The following is a 17,153-nucleotide window of genomic DNA, read 5'->3' as shown; positions in this document are numbered from 1 at the left end:
TGTATAGTTGTTGATCAGTTAGATAGCGCATGACGGTTGATTTAGAACGAGGTTACAATCACTAGGAGTACCTGTCCCTACACTTCAAATGGCATCTGTGTATACTTTCTTTCCGAGGTCCCAAGCGCCAGTGCTGTTGCATATGCGCATCTCACAAGGCTTTCCCCTCTACTCTCTGAGAGTTCTAAAGGCAGATATGGAAAAGATACCGCTGTCATGTTTCGTGAAGCTGCAAAAAGTTCTATTGGTTCTCATATGCCTGAGAAGTCTTTGGAACTAAAACATACCATCAAACTCATTCAGGAACTGAACGAGAGATGGACGAAATCGAAGTGGCCATCAAACGGATCATGGATGAAGAAATCTAGTCGCCGATCCTTACCATTCCCGGTATCAGTTACCGTATAGGCGCACTGATCAGCGCTGAGATTGGCGATTTCAGCCGTTCACCTTCTGTAAATATCTCCTTTTAGAGTGTCGGAAATAACACTCTGTTTGTCATGCAGTTTTCAAGGTACAACTTTATCTGAAATACATTTCTACAATTCATTTCAGAAATTTTTCATTTAAACTTGACTTTTAATAGTTAGTCTTTTTCTAAATATTTATTTTTATATTATAACACAAAAGTCCATAATTTAAAAGCATATATTTCTCTAAAAATTATATTTCAATGAAAAATACTATTGACAGATATATGCTTATAAAATATAATTCATTCATATAAATTAATTATATATATAATTGCGTAAATATTACATACATCAAAAAAATAGTAAAAGAAGTCCAATTCATTTGGCTATATCTGTCAGGATGAAAAACATAAACTAATGTTTTTGGAAAATTTATCAAAAAAACTGAGGTTTATCTCATGGTAAATATCAGCTTAACTTTGTAAAATTTCCCTATATTCTGTCGAATTCAGGAGGTTATTCTTAATGAGTAAATTAAAATTACTTTTAAAAACCTATTTCCAGTCGTGCATCGAAGCTTTTCGTCATAAAGAGGGTCTTACTCAAGAAAGTATGGCTGAGAAACTCTTCATATCCACCAGATCCTACATTGATCTGGAACATGGAAAGAGTTGTTGTTCTTCATTGACCTTGATGTTTTTTCTGGGGAGCCTGTCAGATGAAGAATGCCTTCAGTTTATACATGATTTTAAAAAAAAATTATAGAAAGGAGTATGAATAATGAGGTTGTCTGAGGAGGGGGAGTTAAACCAAATATTTAATTTTCTGCATCGGCTGGGTGCTACGGCGAATTATACCGGATTTTTTTATACCGCATATGGTACCCTGCTTTGCATGAAGGAACCACGCAGGCTTACACTTGTGACCAAATGGCTATATCCAGATGTGGCCCGTTACTATGACACTAACTGGAAAGCTGTTGAACGCAGCATCCGGACAATAATTTCTTATCTTTGGAATAATCACGCGGAAATGCTGAACATCCTGGCGGGTTATCCTATGAAGACGAAACCAAGTCCTGCCGAATTTCTGTCAATTCTTGTTGTTTCCTTATCTGAACAACTGATTGCGTAAAAACTCTTGGGCCGGGTGACAAAAGCGGCTTCTGCTGTTTCTGTCATCCGGCGCCAGGCATCTTTTGCGGCTGGTTTCCTGCAAGAAAACCATTGACGGAAGGAAAGACAGCAAGTATAATAAGAGAGGTGTCCAAAGATCTGGAACACCTGCCGGGAGTGGTAGCGAAGCGGCCGTAACGCGCTTGACTCGAAATCAAGTTGTCCTCTGGGGCACGCGGGTTCGAATCCCGCCCACTCCGTTTCAAGAGAATGCCCGTCGATGCACAGGTATTCTTCTTACAGTTAGCCAGCTTATGCGGTGGGCATTAGCTGGCTGTTTTTTATTTTATCATAAAAACAGCCGCGGACCGGTTAAGCAATGCTTTGGACCGGTTTTGAAATAACGGGTAATTGAAAAAAAGAGAAGCTCACGCCGCTTGTCATGCTGCTGGATGGCTATGATTTAGCTGCATTGATATATTTTGCCGGTCACTGGGGCAACCTTTAATAAAAGCTGGTTGTTCTTTAATTATAAAAGCTTAACTGTCTGGCCTGCTGTTGTTAGGTAAGTTGTCGGCTGTTAAAAGACATATAGGAATAGAGGTGGATTTATTTGCGGACACAGAGGAACTATGGGTTAGGTGCTGTCTTTGATGTGGCGTTACGGAATTGGGATACTTTGTTTATCTTTGAAATCGTGTATCGTTTATTTGGTTTTATTGTATGGCTGCCCCTTCAGCGCTATCTGCTGAGCCTGCTTCCGGCTCTGGTGGGAGAAACCTACCTGGGACAAGATAATTTTGCGCTTGTTTTTCGTTATCCGGCCGCGATAATTTTGTTAGTCAGTGTCCTGATGATGACAGGACTCTTTATATTTTATGAGATTATAACGCTGTTCATATATTGTGAGAAGGGTTGGAAACGGGAACGGGTAAAGATAATAGTCCTTTTAAAAGAGACGGCCGGGAAAGCGGCGGGCCTGTTTGTTCCCAAACGGCTGCCCGTCTTTCTGTTGCTTCCGGCGGTTATGTTTTCTGCTTTTTCTTTTATCAGTGGATATATGGGTGGCATAAGCGTGCCGGAATTTATTCTGGAGTATATCTTTCAGGATAAGCTGCTGCTGCCGTTATTTATCGGCGGCACAATTTTTCTTCATTTCGTTCTTTTCCGCTATCTGTTTTGCCTTCCGGAATTCCTGCTGGAGGGTGGATCTTTTGGAAAGGCCTGGCGTCAAAGCCTGGCACTGCTGAAGAAGAATAGGTTTAGCCCGCTTTGGAAAACAATTTTTTATTTCCTGATCTTTAGCCTGTCTGCGTTTGTCGCTGCTGCTGGAGGAATCTTGCTTCTTGCCGCCGGTATACGCGGTGCCGCCGGGATAGAAGCAGGCCGTGGAGTATTCCGGCTTTATTTTACTTCATTGAGAGGCGTATGGAGTATTGTTATCGGGGCATTAGCCTCTGTTTTCCTGTGCGCGTGTATCGTCGTTTTGTATCATCGGGCAGGCGGCAGCCTGCGCCCGGAGAAAACTAAGAGGAAGTGGAACATAGGGCGAAGCTTATTACGAGCGGCATCATCATTTGGGATTCTGGTCATATTGATTTTTTTCAGTGAGTCGGAAATTGGCGGTAACATTCCGGGCTGGGGTTCTAATCAGATACAGGTGATTGCCCATCGGGCAGGCGCTGCATTTGCTCCTGAAAATACTGAAGCAGCGCTGAAATGTGCCATACAAGACCAGGCGTCTGTGGCGGAGATTGATGTTCAGCAGCTTAAGGATGGGACGCTGGTTGTTATGCATGATACCAATTTTAAACGTACGACAGGGAAGAACCTGGATGTCTGGGACGCGGATTATGCTGTGATTCGGGATTTGGATGCCGGAGGGCACATTTCGGCGGATTACAGGGGAGAACCGGTGCCAACGCTGGAATCAATGCTGCTTGCGGCGAAAGGCCATATACGTCTGATGATTGAGCTTAAATCGACCGGCCGTGAACAGGGACTTGAGGAACAGACTCTGTCATTAATTAACAAATATGGCATGCAGGATCAGTGCATGATCGCATCTATGGATATGGAGATTTTGAAACGCGTGAAAAGCCTGGAGCCGGATATGCAGACTGTATATATATCCGTACTGCTGCTTACGCAGGGGCAGGCGCTCAAAGAAATTGACGCTTATAGCGTAGAAACTACTTCTCTGTCGGCAGAGCTGGTATATCAAGCACATCTTCAGGGAAAGCAGGTTTATGCCTGGACAGCGAATTCAGAGCGGAGCATTAATAAAATTCTTCGCTGTCATACAGATGGATTAGTTACGGATAACGTGCTGCTGGCTCAATATTATATAGAGGAAAAACAGGCGGATTTGTTTCTGAGAGAATTTACAAATTGGTTTTTTGGACCTCTTAGCGGTGAATAGAAATTATTTGTGCAATATTGATAAAATTTTAACTAATAATTTGTGAAATAGGGAAGTTTTATAAAATGGGATTGACAGCGGAGAGTTTTAAGCTTACAGTAAATATATAAAGTTTGTAAAACGTTTTCGTAAAAGGATAAACCTACCGGAGGAATTACAATGGGCAAGAGAGTGACGATTAAGGATATCGCCGAGGAATGTCATGTATCTATCACGACTGTTTCCCGGATATTGAATAATAAAAAAGGATATTGCACGGCTGAGACTGAACAGAAGGTTTTGGACGCGGTGAAGAAGGCGAATTACCACCCGAATCCGGCGGCCAGGTCACTGGTGACTAAAAAGACGAATCTCATTGGCGTGATTCTTCCGGACATCTATAACTATTTCTTCCAGGAGCTGTTTCAGGGAGCGGAAGATTTCCTGAGGGAAAAGGGCTACAGCCTGGTACTCTGCAATACGGACGGCGATGCGAAGAGAGAAAGAGAGTTTTTGAATAGTTTAAGCCAGGGTGTGGTAGATGGCATTATTGTGAGTACCTCCAACCGGGAGGATGATAATTCTACGATTCTGGAGCTGGCACAGAATAAGTTCCCGATCATAACCGTTGAGCGATATGGAGAGGAACTGAAGGATATCCCCCGCATTCTGGTGGCCAACAGAGAAGCGGAATCTATGGCTGTACATAGCCTCTATGAGCGGGGGCACCGCAGGATTGCCTTTATCTGCGGACCTGTGAAGGCGGATAACGCTAAGCGGAGGCTGGAAGGTTATCGGCTGGGACTGGAAGAGGTGGGAATCCCTTATGACGAGGCATTGGTTTGCCGGGGGGATTATAAGCTGGATTCAGGCTATAGAGCCACGAAAGAGCTTCTGGAGTCCCAGGAGTTTACGGCGCTGATTGCAGCCAATGATCTGATGGCAGTGGGAGCCGTGCGTGCCATACAGGACGCAGGTAAAAGCGTGCCGGACGATATTTCAGTCATTGGTTATGATGGCACGCTGCTGGCAGAGTTATCCAAACCGGTGCTGGGGACGGTGATTCTTCATGGATATGATATGGGGAAGCTGTCCGCTGAGAACCTGTTTAAGATCATTAAGGGCAAGAAAATAGCAGACAAAAAAGTGGTATTTAAGCCCGAATTAAAACTGGGCGAAAGTATCCGTACCATTCAGAAGGAGAAATAATTATGTCGCTGACATCGCGGGAACGCATTTTAATGGCATTGAATCACGAAGAGACAGACCGGGTACCGATTGATCTGGGCTCCTCGCGTTCAACGGGCATTAATGCGATTGCCTACAACAAATTAAAAAAACATCTGGGGATTACCTCGGACACAATACTATTTGACGTAAAACAGCTTCTGGCAGAAGCGGACTATGAGCTTCTGAAGAGGATCGGAAGTGACGTCGTCATACTTCCCAGGCTGGTACCATCTATCGGGATTCCGATTGATGAGTATAAGCGGGGAGAGCTTCCCATGGACGGCGGCTCCTGTCTGCTGGCCAAGGCTTATAACCCGGTACAGCGGGAAGACGGATCTCTCGGCATCTATGACGGAGAAGGCCACTTGCTGGCGATCCGTCCGAAACAGGGGATTTTCTTCGACGAAGTGTATAATCCGCTGGAGGATGTAGAGGATGAGGCAGGCGTTGATGAGAAGTTGAAACTTCCGGAGATCACAGATTATGAAATGGAATATCTGAGGAAGAAAGCGAAGAAAATCTACGAAACCACAGATTTCGCCATATCAGGAGCCACCAGCTTCAGTCTGTTTGAAAGAGGCTTTAAGGATTGGGGATATGAGAATTATCTCTATCTGCTCTATGCAGAGCCGGAGCTGATGGAATACTACCTGGATAAGCTTACAGACGCTTATATGATAATGATGGAGAGATATCTCGATGCTGTGGGAGATTATGTACAAATCGTTCAGAATAACGATGATTTCGGTTCCCAGAAGGCGATGCTGATCTCACCGGATACATACAGGAAATTCTTTAAGCCGAGACATGCTAGGATTAATGAGGCAATTAAACGGAAAAGGCCGGATATGCATATTTCGCTGCATTGCTGCGGCAGTATCTATCCGATTATCGGCGATCTGATTGAGTCAGGATTTGATATACTCAATCCAATCCAGAAAGAGTGCGCCAACATGGATCCGGCCACGATCAAGAAAGAATTCGGGGACAGAGTGACCATCTGGGGTGGTGCCTGCAGCACACAGACGACGATGACTCACGGGACGGTAGAGGATATTGTCCGGGAGGCGAAAGAAATGATACGTATCTATGCGCCGGGAGGCGGATTTGTATTTTCTCAGATCCATAATCTTCTGGCCGATATTTCTCCGGAAAAAATCCTGGCGCTCTTTGACACGGCTAAAAAATATGGCGTGCCGGAATTTTATCACAGACAGTAAGGGGGAAATATAGTGAAGAAAGCGAAATTGGCTGTCATTGGCAGCTACGCCATCGGCATGACGATTACCTGCGATCACTTTCCGGCGGGCGGTGAAACTGTTCCCGGAACTAATTTCCAGCTGATGCACGGCGGCAAGGGGTCGAATCAGGCGGTAGCCGCGTCACGGCTGGGTGGTGAGGTTCTGTATGGAGGGTGTGTCGGTAACGATTCTTTTGGAGATATGTGTTACCGGCTGTACCAGGAAGAACATATAGATACTTCCTATATCCGCAGAAGCGAAAAAGGCCTGTCCACGGGAGTCGGGCTGATCTATGTGGACAGTGGGGGAGAAAATGAGATCGTCATCGACCTGGCCGCAAATCTGGAATTCTCCCCCGCGGATATTGACCGCATGATGCCACGGATCAGGGAGTGTTCCCTGGTGCTGATGCAGCTGGAGATGGAGACGGAGACCGTACTTCATGCGGCCCGGAAATGCAGGGAGGCAGGAATCTCCTTTGTCTTAAATCCGGCGCCTTACCGGGAGATTCCGGAAGAATTGCTGCAGTGCTGTGATTATGTGACGCCCAATCAGACGGAAGGAAGGCTGATGCTGGGAGCGGCCAGCGGGGACTGCATCTCGGATGAAGAGGTAGGAAGGCGGCTCTGTGAAAAAGGAGCCAGAAATGTGGTTATGACGCTGGGCAGCGGAGGAGCACTGTATGTGAACGGTGACGGGATCAGGAAGATTCCGGGGATTACCGTACAGGCAGTCGACACGACGGGGGCCGGAGACACCTTCAGCGCTGCCTTCTGTGTGGCGCTGGCAGAGGGGAAAAGCACTGAAGAAGCTATCGCATTCGGCAATACGGCTGCCGGACTGGCCGTCACGAAATATGGCGTAATAGAATCTATACCCAGCCGGATGGCGGTAGAAAATTATAAAGGGAGATAACATTATTCAATGAAAGCAAAAGGAATATTAAATCGAGACTTAATGACGGCTGTCACAGATATGGGACATGAACAGATTATGATTATCGGAGACGCGGGAATCCCGGTCGGCCCGCCGGCGATCCGGATTGATCTGGCCATCACAGAGGATTTACCCTCCATCCGCCAGATACTGGAGCTGGTCATGGATGAGATGATCTATGAGAGAGTGATCGTGGCAGAAGAACAGAAGCTTTACAATCCCAAACATTTTGAGGCGGTATGCGGACTGTCGCAGAGATGCCAGGTCGAGACCATGCCGCATAGAGAAATGTTTCAAACATATCTTGGTAAGGCAAAATATATCGTCCGCACCGGAGGGTTTGAGCCTTTTGGAAATGTGATCCTGCAGGCAGGCATTGACGCGCCGAAATGGTTCCGGAAGGAAGGGTGCATGGTGCCGGATTATTATGAAGAAAGGGTGAATTATACAGAGGAAAAATAGGAGAGGTTATTTTTTTTGAGGGTTTAGAAAACGTTTTACAAACTTTGGCAGAAACTGTTGACAGGAGCGGAAAGCGGCTCCGGGAAGTAAAAATGGAGGAAAAAGATAATGAAGAAAAGATGGTTGGCAATTGTATGTTGTATGGCACTTGGAGCATCGCTCACGGCATGCGGGGGTACCGGCGAGACAGGGACATCCGCGGCAGCATCCGGCAGCGGTTCAAAATCAGCGAGCACAGGCGGCAGCTCTGCGCAGACAGAGAGCACCCCGGCAGCAGTCGGCAACTCATCTGCGGCAGGCAGTGATATCCGGGTTGCAGTCGTACTCCATGCCATGAACAGCTCTTTCTACACGAAGATGGCGGACGGAGCGAGGCAGGCCGGTCAGGACCTGGGTATTACGGTAGATGTGACCTCTCCTACGACGGCCAGCAACCTTTCCGAGCAGGTCAGCATGCTGGAATCCTGTATAGCGGCAGATTACGACGGCATCGCAACGGTGACCTGGGACCCCTCAGGATTTAATTCCGTGATCCAGAAGGCGGCGGATGAGGGCATTCCGGTGGTTGGATTCAATATGGATGCGGAGGACTGCGGCACGGTGGCCTTCGTCGGACAGGAATATGAAGACGCCGGTTATCAGCTGGGGAAATACATGTTCGGGGAAGTGATGAAAGGTGAAGGAAAGTATATCATCGCCAGCTGTGCTCCCACAGATACGGCTCTGGTAGCCAGAGAAAAGGGAATCAAAGCAGCGGCAGAGGAATTTCCCGGCATTGAATATATTGAAACGATTGATATCGGAACGGACCTGACCAATGCCTACGGAGTGATTGAGAGCGCTTATCTGGCGCATCCGGAGGTGACAGCAGTGCTGGGAGTTGATGTATTTAGTGAGGCGATCGGCAATTTTATCTCCGCTTATGATATTTCAGACAGCGTAAAAGGAGCCGGCTTTGATCTGACGGAAGGGACTCTGAAGCATATTACAAACGGCGACATGCAGCTCACGGTGGGGCAGAATCCGTATCTTCAGGGTTATTACTCTGTGATGGAATTATACATGAATCTCGCACACGACGCACAGTTTATTGACATCAATACCGGGGCACAGCTCGTTACGGCGGACAATGTGTCAGAGGTAGAGCCGGAATAAGCAGAAGAGGACGAAAGGTGATCTTATGGGTAAACTAAAACTGAAGGCGTTTCGGGAATTAGGAGTATTAAGTGTTCTGGTCGTACTGGTCATCCTGCTTTCTGTCGTATCGCCTGTATTTTTGAAACCCGTCAATCTGATTAACATTGTGCGGCAGACCGTGGAAATCGGCATCATGGCAATCGGAATGACTTTCCTGATCATCGCCGGCGAGCTGGATTTGTCGGTTGGCTCCATATTTGGAGCCACCGCCATGCTGGCGGCTACGATGTTTAAGAACGGAATGAATCCGACACTGACCTTCCTGGCGGCGATCCTGGCCGGAGGGGCGATAGGCCTCATCAACGGTCTCCTCGTCACGAAGGCGAAGATACCGGCATTCATCACCACGCTGGGCACCATGCAGATTTTCCGCAGCGTTGCCTACGGAATATCGAACGGGCAGAGTATCAGTGTATTTCCGGAAGAGGCTGTTAACAGCTGGGTCTTTAAAATGGGAAGCTCCATCGGCAAAGTGCCGGTCCAGATATTCATCATGCTGGCACTTTTTATCATAGCCGGGATCGCGCTGGCAAAGACCCAGTTCGGTTTCCATATTTATGCGACGGGAGGGAGCCAGAAGGCGGCGAGACTGGTGGGAATCAACACTGACAGGACGAAAATCGTCTGCTTCGTACTCACAGGAGCCCTCTGCGCGCTGGCCGGGCTGATCAGCATCGCCTATCTGCAGTCCGTGCCCACAACCGCCGGAGACGGCAGGGAGATGGATGTCATCGCGGCGGTTATCCTGGGCGGTGCGGCTTTAAGCGGAGGCAGGGGCACCATACTTGGCACGTTCCTCGGAGCGATTATCATGAGTGTGGTTAAGAATGGAATGGTTCTGCTGAGTGTTCCCGTTTTTTGGCAAAATGGCTTCATAGGTGTCATCATCATACTCGCCGTACTGCTGGATACCTGGATGAGACGGAAAGAGCAGAGAGATTAAAGGGGGGATTAAAATGGAACCGTATATTCAGTTCAGGAATGTGACCAAACAATTCGGCGGCACTAAGGCGCTCAATGACGTATCCTTTGAAATCCGGAAAGGGGAAGTACATTGCCTGTGCGGTGAAAACGGCGCCGGAAAGTCCACTCTGATTAACCTGTGTGCCGGTGTTATCCAGCCCACAAAGGGGGAAATTCTGATTCATGGAGCGCCGGTGAATATCCAGAGCGTGCAGCAGTCGGAAAAGCTGGGATTTTCGGTAGTTCATCAGGAAATACCGCTCTGTCTGAATATGACCATCGCCCAAAATATATTTCTCGGCTCCAGGGAAGGCAAAAAGGGGATTTTCATCGACAAAGCATATATGCGGGAGAAGACCAAAGGACTTCTGGAGATGTTTTCCCTGAAGCTGGACCCGGACCGTCCGGTGGGCAGCCTGAGCATAGCGGAGCAGTCTATCATACAGATAGCGAAAGCAGTTTATTTTAAACCTGAGATCTTGATACTGGATGAACCCACGGCAGCCCTGACCAATGACCAGCGGGAAATCATGTACCGGGTGGTGCGGGATCTGGTGAAGGAAAACCAGACTACCGTCATCTATGTGTCTCATCGGCTGGAAGAGGTCATGGATCTGGGGGACAGGACGACGATCCTGCGGGATGGCTGTTATATCACCACAAAAAACATACGGGACATCACGATGGATGATATCGTAACTCTGATGGTAGGCAGGAAGATCGATAAGTCTGATTCCACGGAGAGTAGCGTGAGCGACGAGGTTTTGCTGCGGGTAGAGCATTTAACCAAAAAGCGGCAGTTCCAGGATGTGTCCTTTGAATTGAAAAAAGGAGAAATACTGGGATTCGCCGGATTTGTGGGAGCGGGAAGGACAGAAGTGCTCAGCGCCGTCTTCGGCGCGAACCGTCCAGACAGTGGAGACGTGTATATAAAAGGTAAAAAGGTGAAAATCAAATCCCCGGCGGACGCGATCAAAAACCATATCAGCATGATACCGGAGAACCGGAGAGACGACGGGCTGATCACCACCATGTCGGTGAAACAGAATGCCCAGATGGTCGTGCTGGATAAAATCAAGAAGGGAATCCTGCTGGATGACCGGAAAGCTGACCGCCTGATGGAAGAGATGATGCAGGAATACAGTATAAAGGCGGGCAACGTCAAAGATCCGATCCTGACGTTGAGCGGAGGAAACCAGCAGAAAGTCATCATCGCCCGCTGGATCGCCAACCATCCGGAAATACTGCTGTGCGATGAACCCACGCGAGGGATCGATGTGGGCGCTAAGGCAGAGGTTTATGCCATTCTCAGGAAAATCGCCAGACAGGGCATTGGAATCGTTATGGTTTCCTCGGAGCTTCCGGAGCTTCTCGCACTCTGTGACAGGATCATAGTCATGCACGAAGGGAAAATCACCGGACAGCTCATGAGGGAAGAGGCCACGGAGACTGCGGTCATGCGGTATGCGGCAGCTCTGGTATAGAACTATTTGGGGAGCCATCTGGCAAGAACCTCTTATAACTGGCCAATATCAAAGGGTTTGGCCATGTGCATGTCCATGCCCGCCTGTCTGGCAGCGAGTATATCGTCTGCGAAAGCATTTGCAGTCAGGGCAATGATAGGGATTGTGGAAGCATCCGGACGGTCCTGCTTCCGAATGGATCTCGAGGCCGTGTATCCGTCCATTTCAGGCATCTGAATATCCATTAAAACCAGGTCGTAATAGCCGACAGGTGAATTGCGGAACAGTTCCAGGGCTTCGCGCCCGTCAGAGGCTTCTTCCACAAGCATATGCTCCATCTCCAGAAGCTCCCGGGCAATTTCACGGTTCAGGCTGTTGTCATCCACCAGAAGTATGTGCCTCAGGCCCTGGAAGGACAGGGAATTGCCGGAAGGCTCCTGAGTGCATTCCTGGATAACGGGATGGTCTGTCAGCTTGAGATAAAGGGTGACAGTAAAACAAGAGCCGTGATTCAGCCGGCTCGTGACTTCAATCGTTCCGTTCATCATGCGTGTCAGGTTCTGCGCGATAGACAATCCCAGGCCTGTGCCGTGTATGGCGTTTACCCTGGCGTCGTTGGCGCGTTCAAAGGGGAGAAACAGTTTTTCTATAAAGTCCTCTGACATGCCAATTCCGTCGTCTTCCACAGTGAACTGGTAGCAGCTGGTGCCGCTGTCGGAGCTGAGGAGTTCATTGGCTGTGAGAAAGATATGGCCCTGGGGCGGAGTATATTTTACTGCGTTGGAGAGCAGATTCAGAAGAATCTGCTGCACACGGACCTCGTCACCAGTCACCCCGTCGTGTTTCAGCCTGCGTATTTTAAGAGTGAACGCCTGATCCTTCTCCAGAATCTCAGGTTCTATCATTTCCCGGATCACAGTAAGCGTATTCCTGATAGAAAAAGGTTCGGAGTGCAGCTGTGTGTTGCCGCTTTCGATCTTGGACATATCCAGGACCTCATTAATCAGCTGAAGAAGATGGTTGCTGGATATGCGTATTTTATCCAGGCAGTCCCGGAGCTTTTCAGGGTCGGACAGACTGTTTTCTGCTATCGTAGTCATGCCTATGACCGCGTGCATAGGTGTTCGGATATCATGAGACATTCGGGAAAGGAAGTCACTTTTAGCCAGATTGGCTCTGCGGGCGGTTTCGTAGGCCTCCTGCAGGGCCTGTTTTGCCTTTTCCTCTTCGCGTTTCCGGTTCAGTTCTCTCTGCCGCTCTTCTGTAACATTCCGGAAAGAGAGGACAAGCTTGTGTAGCTTCTGCTGATCGCAGGAGACCTGGTAGACGTCCATCCGGAGCCATTGTCCGGGTTCCCTGCGGGTTTCCCAGTATTCTACGGCAGTCCGCCCGTTAGAGGCGCTGAGAAGCTGCTGCAGGCTGTTGGGGTCCGTAAGGTTATAAAGCTGTTCCTGATAGGTTTTTGCAACATGTTCTGTAATATAGGTGCGCATTTCCCGTGTGAACTGGAGCTGGCGTTCATAGATAGCCGTTTCACCCATTCCGGGCAGGCGGATTCCGTAGCTCCAGTCCTCGTCCAGGTCCACGTAATAGATTCCCAGATAGGAACTGTTAATGGCCTGCAGTGCGGCCTGGCTCATCTGTAATTCCCGGAGGTTCGCGTTGATCTCCTGTTTTTCCCGCTGGATGTTGTGAATCGTGCCGACAACACGGCAGGGCAGCCCTTCGTGCGAGATAAGGCGGCCTGTCACACGGAACCACCAGTAACTGTCGCTTTCCGGGACTGAAGGAGTCCTGAACCTGCAGTCAAAGGGCTCACAGCGGCCGCCGCAGATGTTATCCAGAACTTTTTGGATATCATCGGGATGGACAATATTCCGGCTGTTCAGAAGGGCGCGGTATTCGGGAAATACATTCCTGGAAACGGTGCTGCCGCCTTCTGCATCTGTGTCCGGTTCATAGGCTGTGAGGGTATCTGTTTCCATGGTATATTCATACATAACGTCAGAGCTGCTCTCCATAGCCAGCCGGTACATCTCTCTTTCCAGCTCCAGCTGCTCTTCCAGCTGCCGGCTTTCCGTAACATCTATGAACATCCTCTGAATGACCTGCGAGTCTTCTGTCACGGCGACGAGAGAATTACTGCCCTTCAGGCAGTGTATGGTGCCGTCCTGCCATCTCACCCGGTATTCAATCCATTCGCGGTCTCCCAGATTTTTCAGGCATTGATAGGAGTCTGACAGAATATGGCGGTCCTCGGTGAGGACGGTATCTGCGATTCCATCCGGCCAGTGCCGGCCGGTTCCATCCTGTGGCCTGAGGCCAAGAAGTGTAAACGCAGCCGGATTCAGAGAAATTACCTGATAAGAGCCGTCCTTCCGGAGCAGGCGGATGATACCGCAGGGTACTGTATTGTAAATGCTGCTTAGCAGCTCCTGCTGCATGCGCATTTCTTCTGCGTCCTTTTCTGCCCTGGTGATGTCAAGATATAGTGCGTTCAGGACAAGATCTCCCTGCTCGTTGCGGGAGATCTTGCCGCTGTCCAACACCCATTTCAACGAGCCATCCTTGCATTGAATCCGGTATTTCTGTGCATAATCGCATTTTCCGCCGGACAAATCGTTACGGAAGCCCTGAATGGCAGTCTGCCGGTCGGGCGGATAGATCGCGCCGGTTCCTGTGCCGCCGGATGCTTCCAGAAATTCTTCAGGCGTGTATCCGAACAAGGCGGCGGCCTCGCGGCTGACATACAAATAGGTATATGGTTCGTCTGCTTTACAGATAGCCAGGCCTCCGGAGATGGAGGACATGACAATCTCCATCTGGCGGTTTTTCTGCGCCATTTCTTCTTTCAGGCGGCGGAGAGATTCCTGCACATATTCGTAAGACTGTCTGCCGATACGGTCAGGGAATTGTTCGTCCCCCACAAGCTCCATGTATGGATTGGAACAGTGGATATGAAGGCACTGGGGCATGTCCGGGTCCCAGCGGTATACGAAGGTTACACGCTGATGGACCTTCAGATACATCTCCGAAGAAGGATCTGTGGCAATCCACATACGGCCGGTACAGACGAAGAGGTCGGGCGCAGCTTCCATCACGTCATATTCCTCATCAGAGATGGTGCATTTGGCTATGGCTCCTCTGAATCGTCTGAAATAAGAAGTGACCTCATCGCGTCCGACTGCATATTGATCTTCCCCTGCCCCGAACCAGCTCATTACAGAACCGAAAGTAGCAATTACGCTGTCCACGTCGTTCTGGCAGTAATGAAGGTGCATGAGGCGGCTTGCTTCGGTTTTGATCCGGGTTATTTTATTCTGGTTATCTATGGTGTTCATCTGACCCCCCTGTTATGACCACAGGCATCCGGCTGCATGTGTTATAATTCTATACTCCAGAGTATACTGTAACTCATGCCCCTGGCGGGGCGGGAGAACAGCAAGCTGTTCCACAAAGTATACCCACAGGGCACCCCGCAATACATGCCCTGTCGGGCGGGGAAACAGCTTACGCTGTTCCACAAAGTATATGAACTATTATAAAGGAAAGGGGCCGGAACATCAAGAGTTCTTCTGATGTTAAGGCTGTTGTCTTTTGACTACGGGAATCCACACCTCGTATTTTGCATTCTGTGGGTCAGGATTCAGATAAACTTCCAAATCAGGAGCGCTGCCATATTCGTATCCGGAGGTGGGCAGCCATTCAGTGACAATTCTCTTTTCCAATTCCTGAATAGACAGGTTGGAGCCCGCTCCCGGAAAGATGGCCCAGGTCGCAGCGGGAATTATAAATTCCTCAAATTCCCCCTTTGGATGGGTGCTGGCGACTGCAATCATATATTTCCCCTGGGCTTCAGTGTTGCAATCGCTGACGCCCAGAAGCCCCATGGGCTGGGCGTCCATGTATCCGGCCAGCTTCTGCACAGTACCGTTGACAGAGGCGTCCTGCCACATTTTTGGGACAATGCTAAAATTTTTCTCAAGTTCCTTGTACAGGGGCTGCGCTATACCGACAATGCGGAAGGACTCATGGTTTTCAATTCGATAATTCAATTCTTCTGCTCCTTTAATAGTAATTTTAAAAGTGATGGGGGGAAAAGATTTTATGGCTGCTCCTTCTTTTCTTGTGCGTGAAGGCGCAAGCCCGTGTACGGTCTGAAATGCCCGGTTAAACGCGGTGGGAGAGCTGTAACCATATTTCAGGGCGATATCTGTGACCGTTTCTTCTCCGTCCAGCAGATCCACTGCAGCCAGTGACATTCTTCTCCTGCGGATGTACTCGGACAGGGGAAGTCCTGCCATATAGACAAACATTCTCTGAAAGTGATAAGGGGAACAGCAGGCTATTTTTCCAAGCTGTTCATAATTAATTTTTTCTGTCAGATGTTCTTCTATGTATCTGACTGCCTGATTCAGGCGTTCAATCCATTCCATTGGCGGTATACCGTACCCTTTCTGTAGATCTGAACTCATTATATAGGTTCTGGCTGGGTTTGTCCTCTCTTTTTCCGAAGCAAAAAAGAGAGAAAGCCCGTCAGCCTTCAAGATTTTAGCGGAGAGTGTCCCGGAGCAGCCGGAGAGCGTTTTTCCAGAAGATTTTTTCTATGGCTGATTCCGGAAAGCCGCTCTTCTTCAGCGCCCGCTCCAGCAATGGGATCTGGCGGATATTGCTAATTTCCAGATCGCCTGAAATGCCGTCCAGATCACTGCCCAGCCCTACTGCTTCCAGTCCCGCTTCGTTGACCATGTGGCGGATATGGCGGACCATATCGTCAATTTCAGATGCGTTCTGATCCGGCCGGAGAAAGCGCGGACAGAAATTCAGCCCGGCCAGGCCGCCGTGTTCACCGAGAATCCGAAGCATGTCATCTGTGAGATTTCTGGGGTGAGGACAAAGAGAACGGCTGTTAGAGTGACTTGCGACAAACGGTCCCTTTAACAGTCCGGCCACGTCATAGAATCCCCCGTCAGACAGGTGGGATACATCTACAATCATCCCTTTTGCCCCCATAGCTTCGACTATTTCCTTTCCGAAAGGCTTAAGCCCCTTTGCCATTGTGCCGGCATCAGTGGAATTTGGAAATCCGAGGCAGTTTTCATAATTCCAGGTCAGCGTGATCAGACGGACTCCGCGCTCATGAAGCACATTCAAGCGTTCCCGCTCCTGATTCAGAATCCCCCCTTCTTCAATGGACAATAATGCGCAGAGCCGCCCCTTTTCCTCAGCCCGCACCAGTGAATCAGCCGAAGTCACCGTGACAATCCGTCCAGCCCGTGCCGCCTCTTCGCGGAAAAGATGATTCATAGCCAGTGCATCCTGCCAGGCCAGCTCTTCACGCTCCGCCTCCGGATAGCCTCCCAGATTTAAAAATGAAGCAAATACCTGCAGCAAACAGCCTGCCTCTTCCATGCCTGTAAAATCCACAGCTCTGGAATTCCGCTCCAATACACCAGGCAGGGGATGTTCCATGACCTTAGACAGGGTGTCACAGTGCAGATCAATGAATTTCATGATTCAAAACCTCCTATCTTCAACTATTATACGCACAGCCCCACAAGGATGCAAGAGCATTCAGAGTTACCGTAAAGCTTCCGGTTAACAGAAGCACTCTGTGTAATTGCGTCAGAAAAGGGCGGATGAAATAGCTTGCCAGCAGAGTGGTTAGCAGGTAAAATAGTAACTGGATACGTTTTTGAACGATCTGAAGCAGCATGCGGATGAGGTGCTGT

12 protein-coding genes, 1 tRNA gene and 1 pseudogene are annotated in these 17,153 nt (G+C 48.9%); 11 read left to right on the top strand and 3 right to left on the bottom strand.

From position 1 onward, the window contains the following. Positions 1-73: 73 nt before the first annotated feature. From H9Q79_RS18495 to H9Q79_RS09705, 11 genes and pseudogenes are all read left to right on the top strand, one after another. Positions 74-455 (top strand): annotated as a pseudogene (locus H9Q79_RS18495) (IS110 family transposase); the annotation flags it as partial. A 738-nt stretch (positions 456-1,193) separates the two neighbouring features. Beyond that, the gene (locus H9Q79_RS09750; RefSeq protein ID WP_118647450.1) at positions 1,194-1,547 is read left to right on the top strand and encodes a sporulation initiation factor Spo0A C-terminal domain-containing protein; all 354 of its coding nucleotides are present in this window, start codon (positions 1,194-1,196) and stop codon (positions 1,545-1,547) included. Positions 1,548-1,702: 155 nt separating this feature from the next. Continuing rightward, positions 1,703-1,788: transfer RNA gene (locus H9Q79_RS09745), tRNA-Ser, on the top strand. A gap of 353 nt (positions 1,789-2,141) precedes the next feature. Then, a complete protein-coding gene (locus H9Q79_RS09740) occupies positions 2,142-3,950 on the top strand; it encodes a glycerophosphodiester phosphodiesterase family protein (protein WP_118647448.1) in 1,809 nt (602 codons plus the stop codon). A 159-nt stretch (positions 3,951-4,109) separates the two neighbouring features. Further along, entirely contained in the window at positions 4,110-5,138 is a 1,029-nt protein-coding gene (locus H9Q79_RS09735; RefSeq protein ID WP_249328181.1) for a LacI family DNA-binding transcriptional regulator, read from the top strand. A 2-nt stretch (positions 5,139-5,140) separates the two neighbouring features. Further along, positions 5,141-6,379 (top strand): uroporphyrinogen decarboxylase family protein, encoded by a 1,239-nt coding sequence (locus tag H9Q79_RS09730; RefSeq protein ID WP_118647442.1) that lies wholly within the window; start codon positions 5,141-5,143, stop codon positions 6,377-6,379. Between the two features lie 12 nt (positions 6,380-6,391). Then, a complete protein-coding gene (gene rbsK / locus H9Q79_RS09725) occupies positions 6,392-7,315 on the top strand; it encodes a ribokinase (protein ID WP_118647440.1) in 924 nt (307 codons plus the stop codon). Positions 7,316-7,324: 9 nt separating this feature from the next. Further along, on the top strand, positions 7,325-7,798 hold the full coding sequence (rbsD, locus tag H9Q79_RS09720) for a D-ribose pyranase (protein ID WP_118647438.1): 474 nt from the start codon (positions 7,325-7,327) through the stop codon (positions 7,796-7,798). Between the two features lie 108 nt (positions 7,799-7,906). Next, complete coding sequence (locus H9Q79_RS09715) at positions 7,907-8,953, top strand: substrate-binding domain-containing protein (RefSeq protein WP_249328180.1); 1,047 nt, start codon at positions 7,907-7,909, stop codon at positions 8,951-8,953. Positions 8,954-8,978: 25 nt separating this feature from the next. Beyond that, a complete protein-coding gene (locus tag H9Q79_RS09710; RefSeq protein WP_118647434.1) occupies positions 8,979-9,938 on the top strand; it encodes an ABC transporter permease in 960 nt (319 codons plus the stop codon). 13 nt (positions 9,939-9,951) lie between these two features. Beyond that, positions 9,952-11,442 (top strand): sugar ABC transporter ATP-binding protein, encoded by a 1,491-nt coding sequence (locus tag H9Q79_RS09705; RefSeq protein WP_118647432.1) that lies wholly within the window; start codon positions 9,952-9,954, stop codon positions 11,440-11,442. Positions 11,443-11,474: 32 nt separating this feature from the next. Here the strand turns inward: H9Q79_RS09705 and H9Q79_RS09700 are convergent, their stop codons facing one another. The 3 genes from H9Q79_RS09700 to H9Q79_RS09690 all read right to left on the bottom strand — a co-directional run bounded on the left by H9Q79_RS09700 (position 11,475) and on the right by H9Q79_RS09690 (position 16,935). Beyond that, on the bottom strand, positions 11,475-14,762 hold the full coding sequence (locus H9Q79_RS09700; RefSeq protein ID WP_118647430.1) for a PAS domain-containing protein: 3,288 nt from the start codon (positions 14,760-14,762) through the stop codon (positions 11,475-11,477). 240 nt (positions 14,763-15,002) lie between these two features. Next, a complete protein-coding gene (locus H9Q79_RS09695; protein ID WP_118647460.1) occupies positions 15,003-15,857 on the bottom strand; it encodes an AraC family transcriptional regulator in 855 nt (284 codons plus the stop codon). Positions 15,858-15,972: 115 nt separating this feature from the next. Beyond that, the gene (locus H9Q79_RS09690; RefSeq protein WP_118647428.1) at positions 15,973-16,935 is read right to left on the bottom strand and encodes a dipeptidase; all 963 of its coding nucleotides are present in this window, start codon (positions 16,933-16,935) and stop codon (positions 15,973-15,975) included. Between the last annotated feature and the right edge of the window lie 218 nt (positions 16,936-17,153).

It is taken from the genome of Wansuia hejianensis (assembly GCF_014337215.1).
GTDB classification, from domain to species: Bacteria; Bacillota; Clostridia; order Lachnospirales; family Lachnospiraceae; genus Scatomonas; species Scatomonas hejianensis.
The sequence above is the reverse complement of the archived record's forward strand: the minus strand, read 5'-3'. Positions and strand labels throughout refer to the sequence as shown.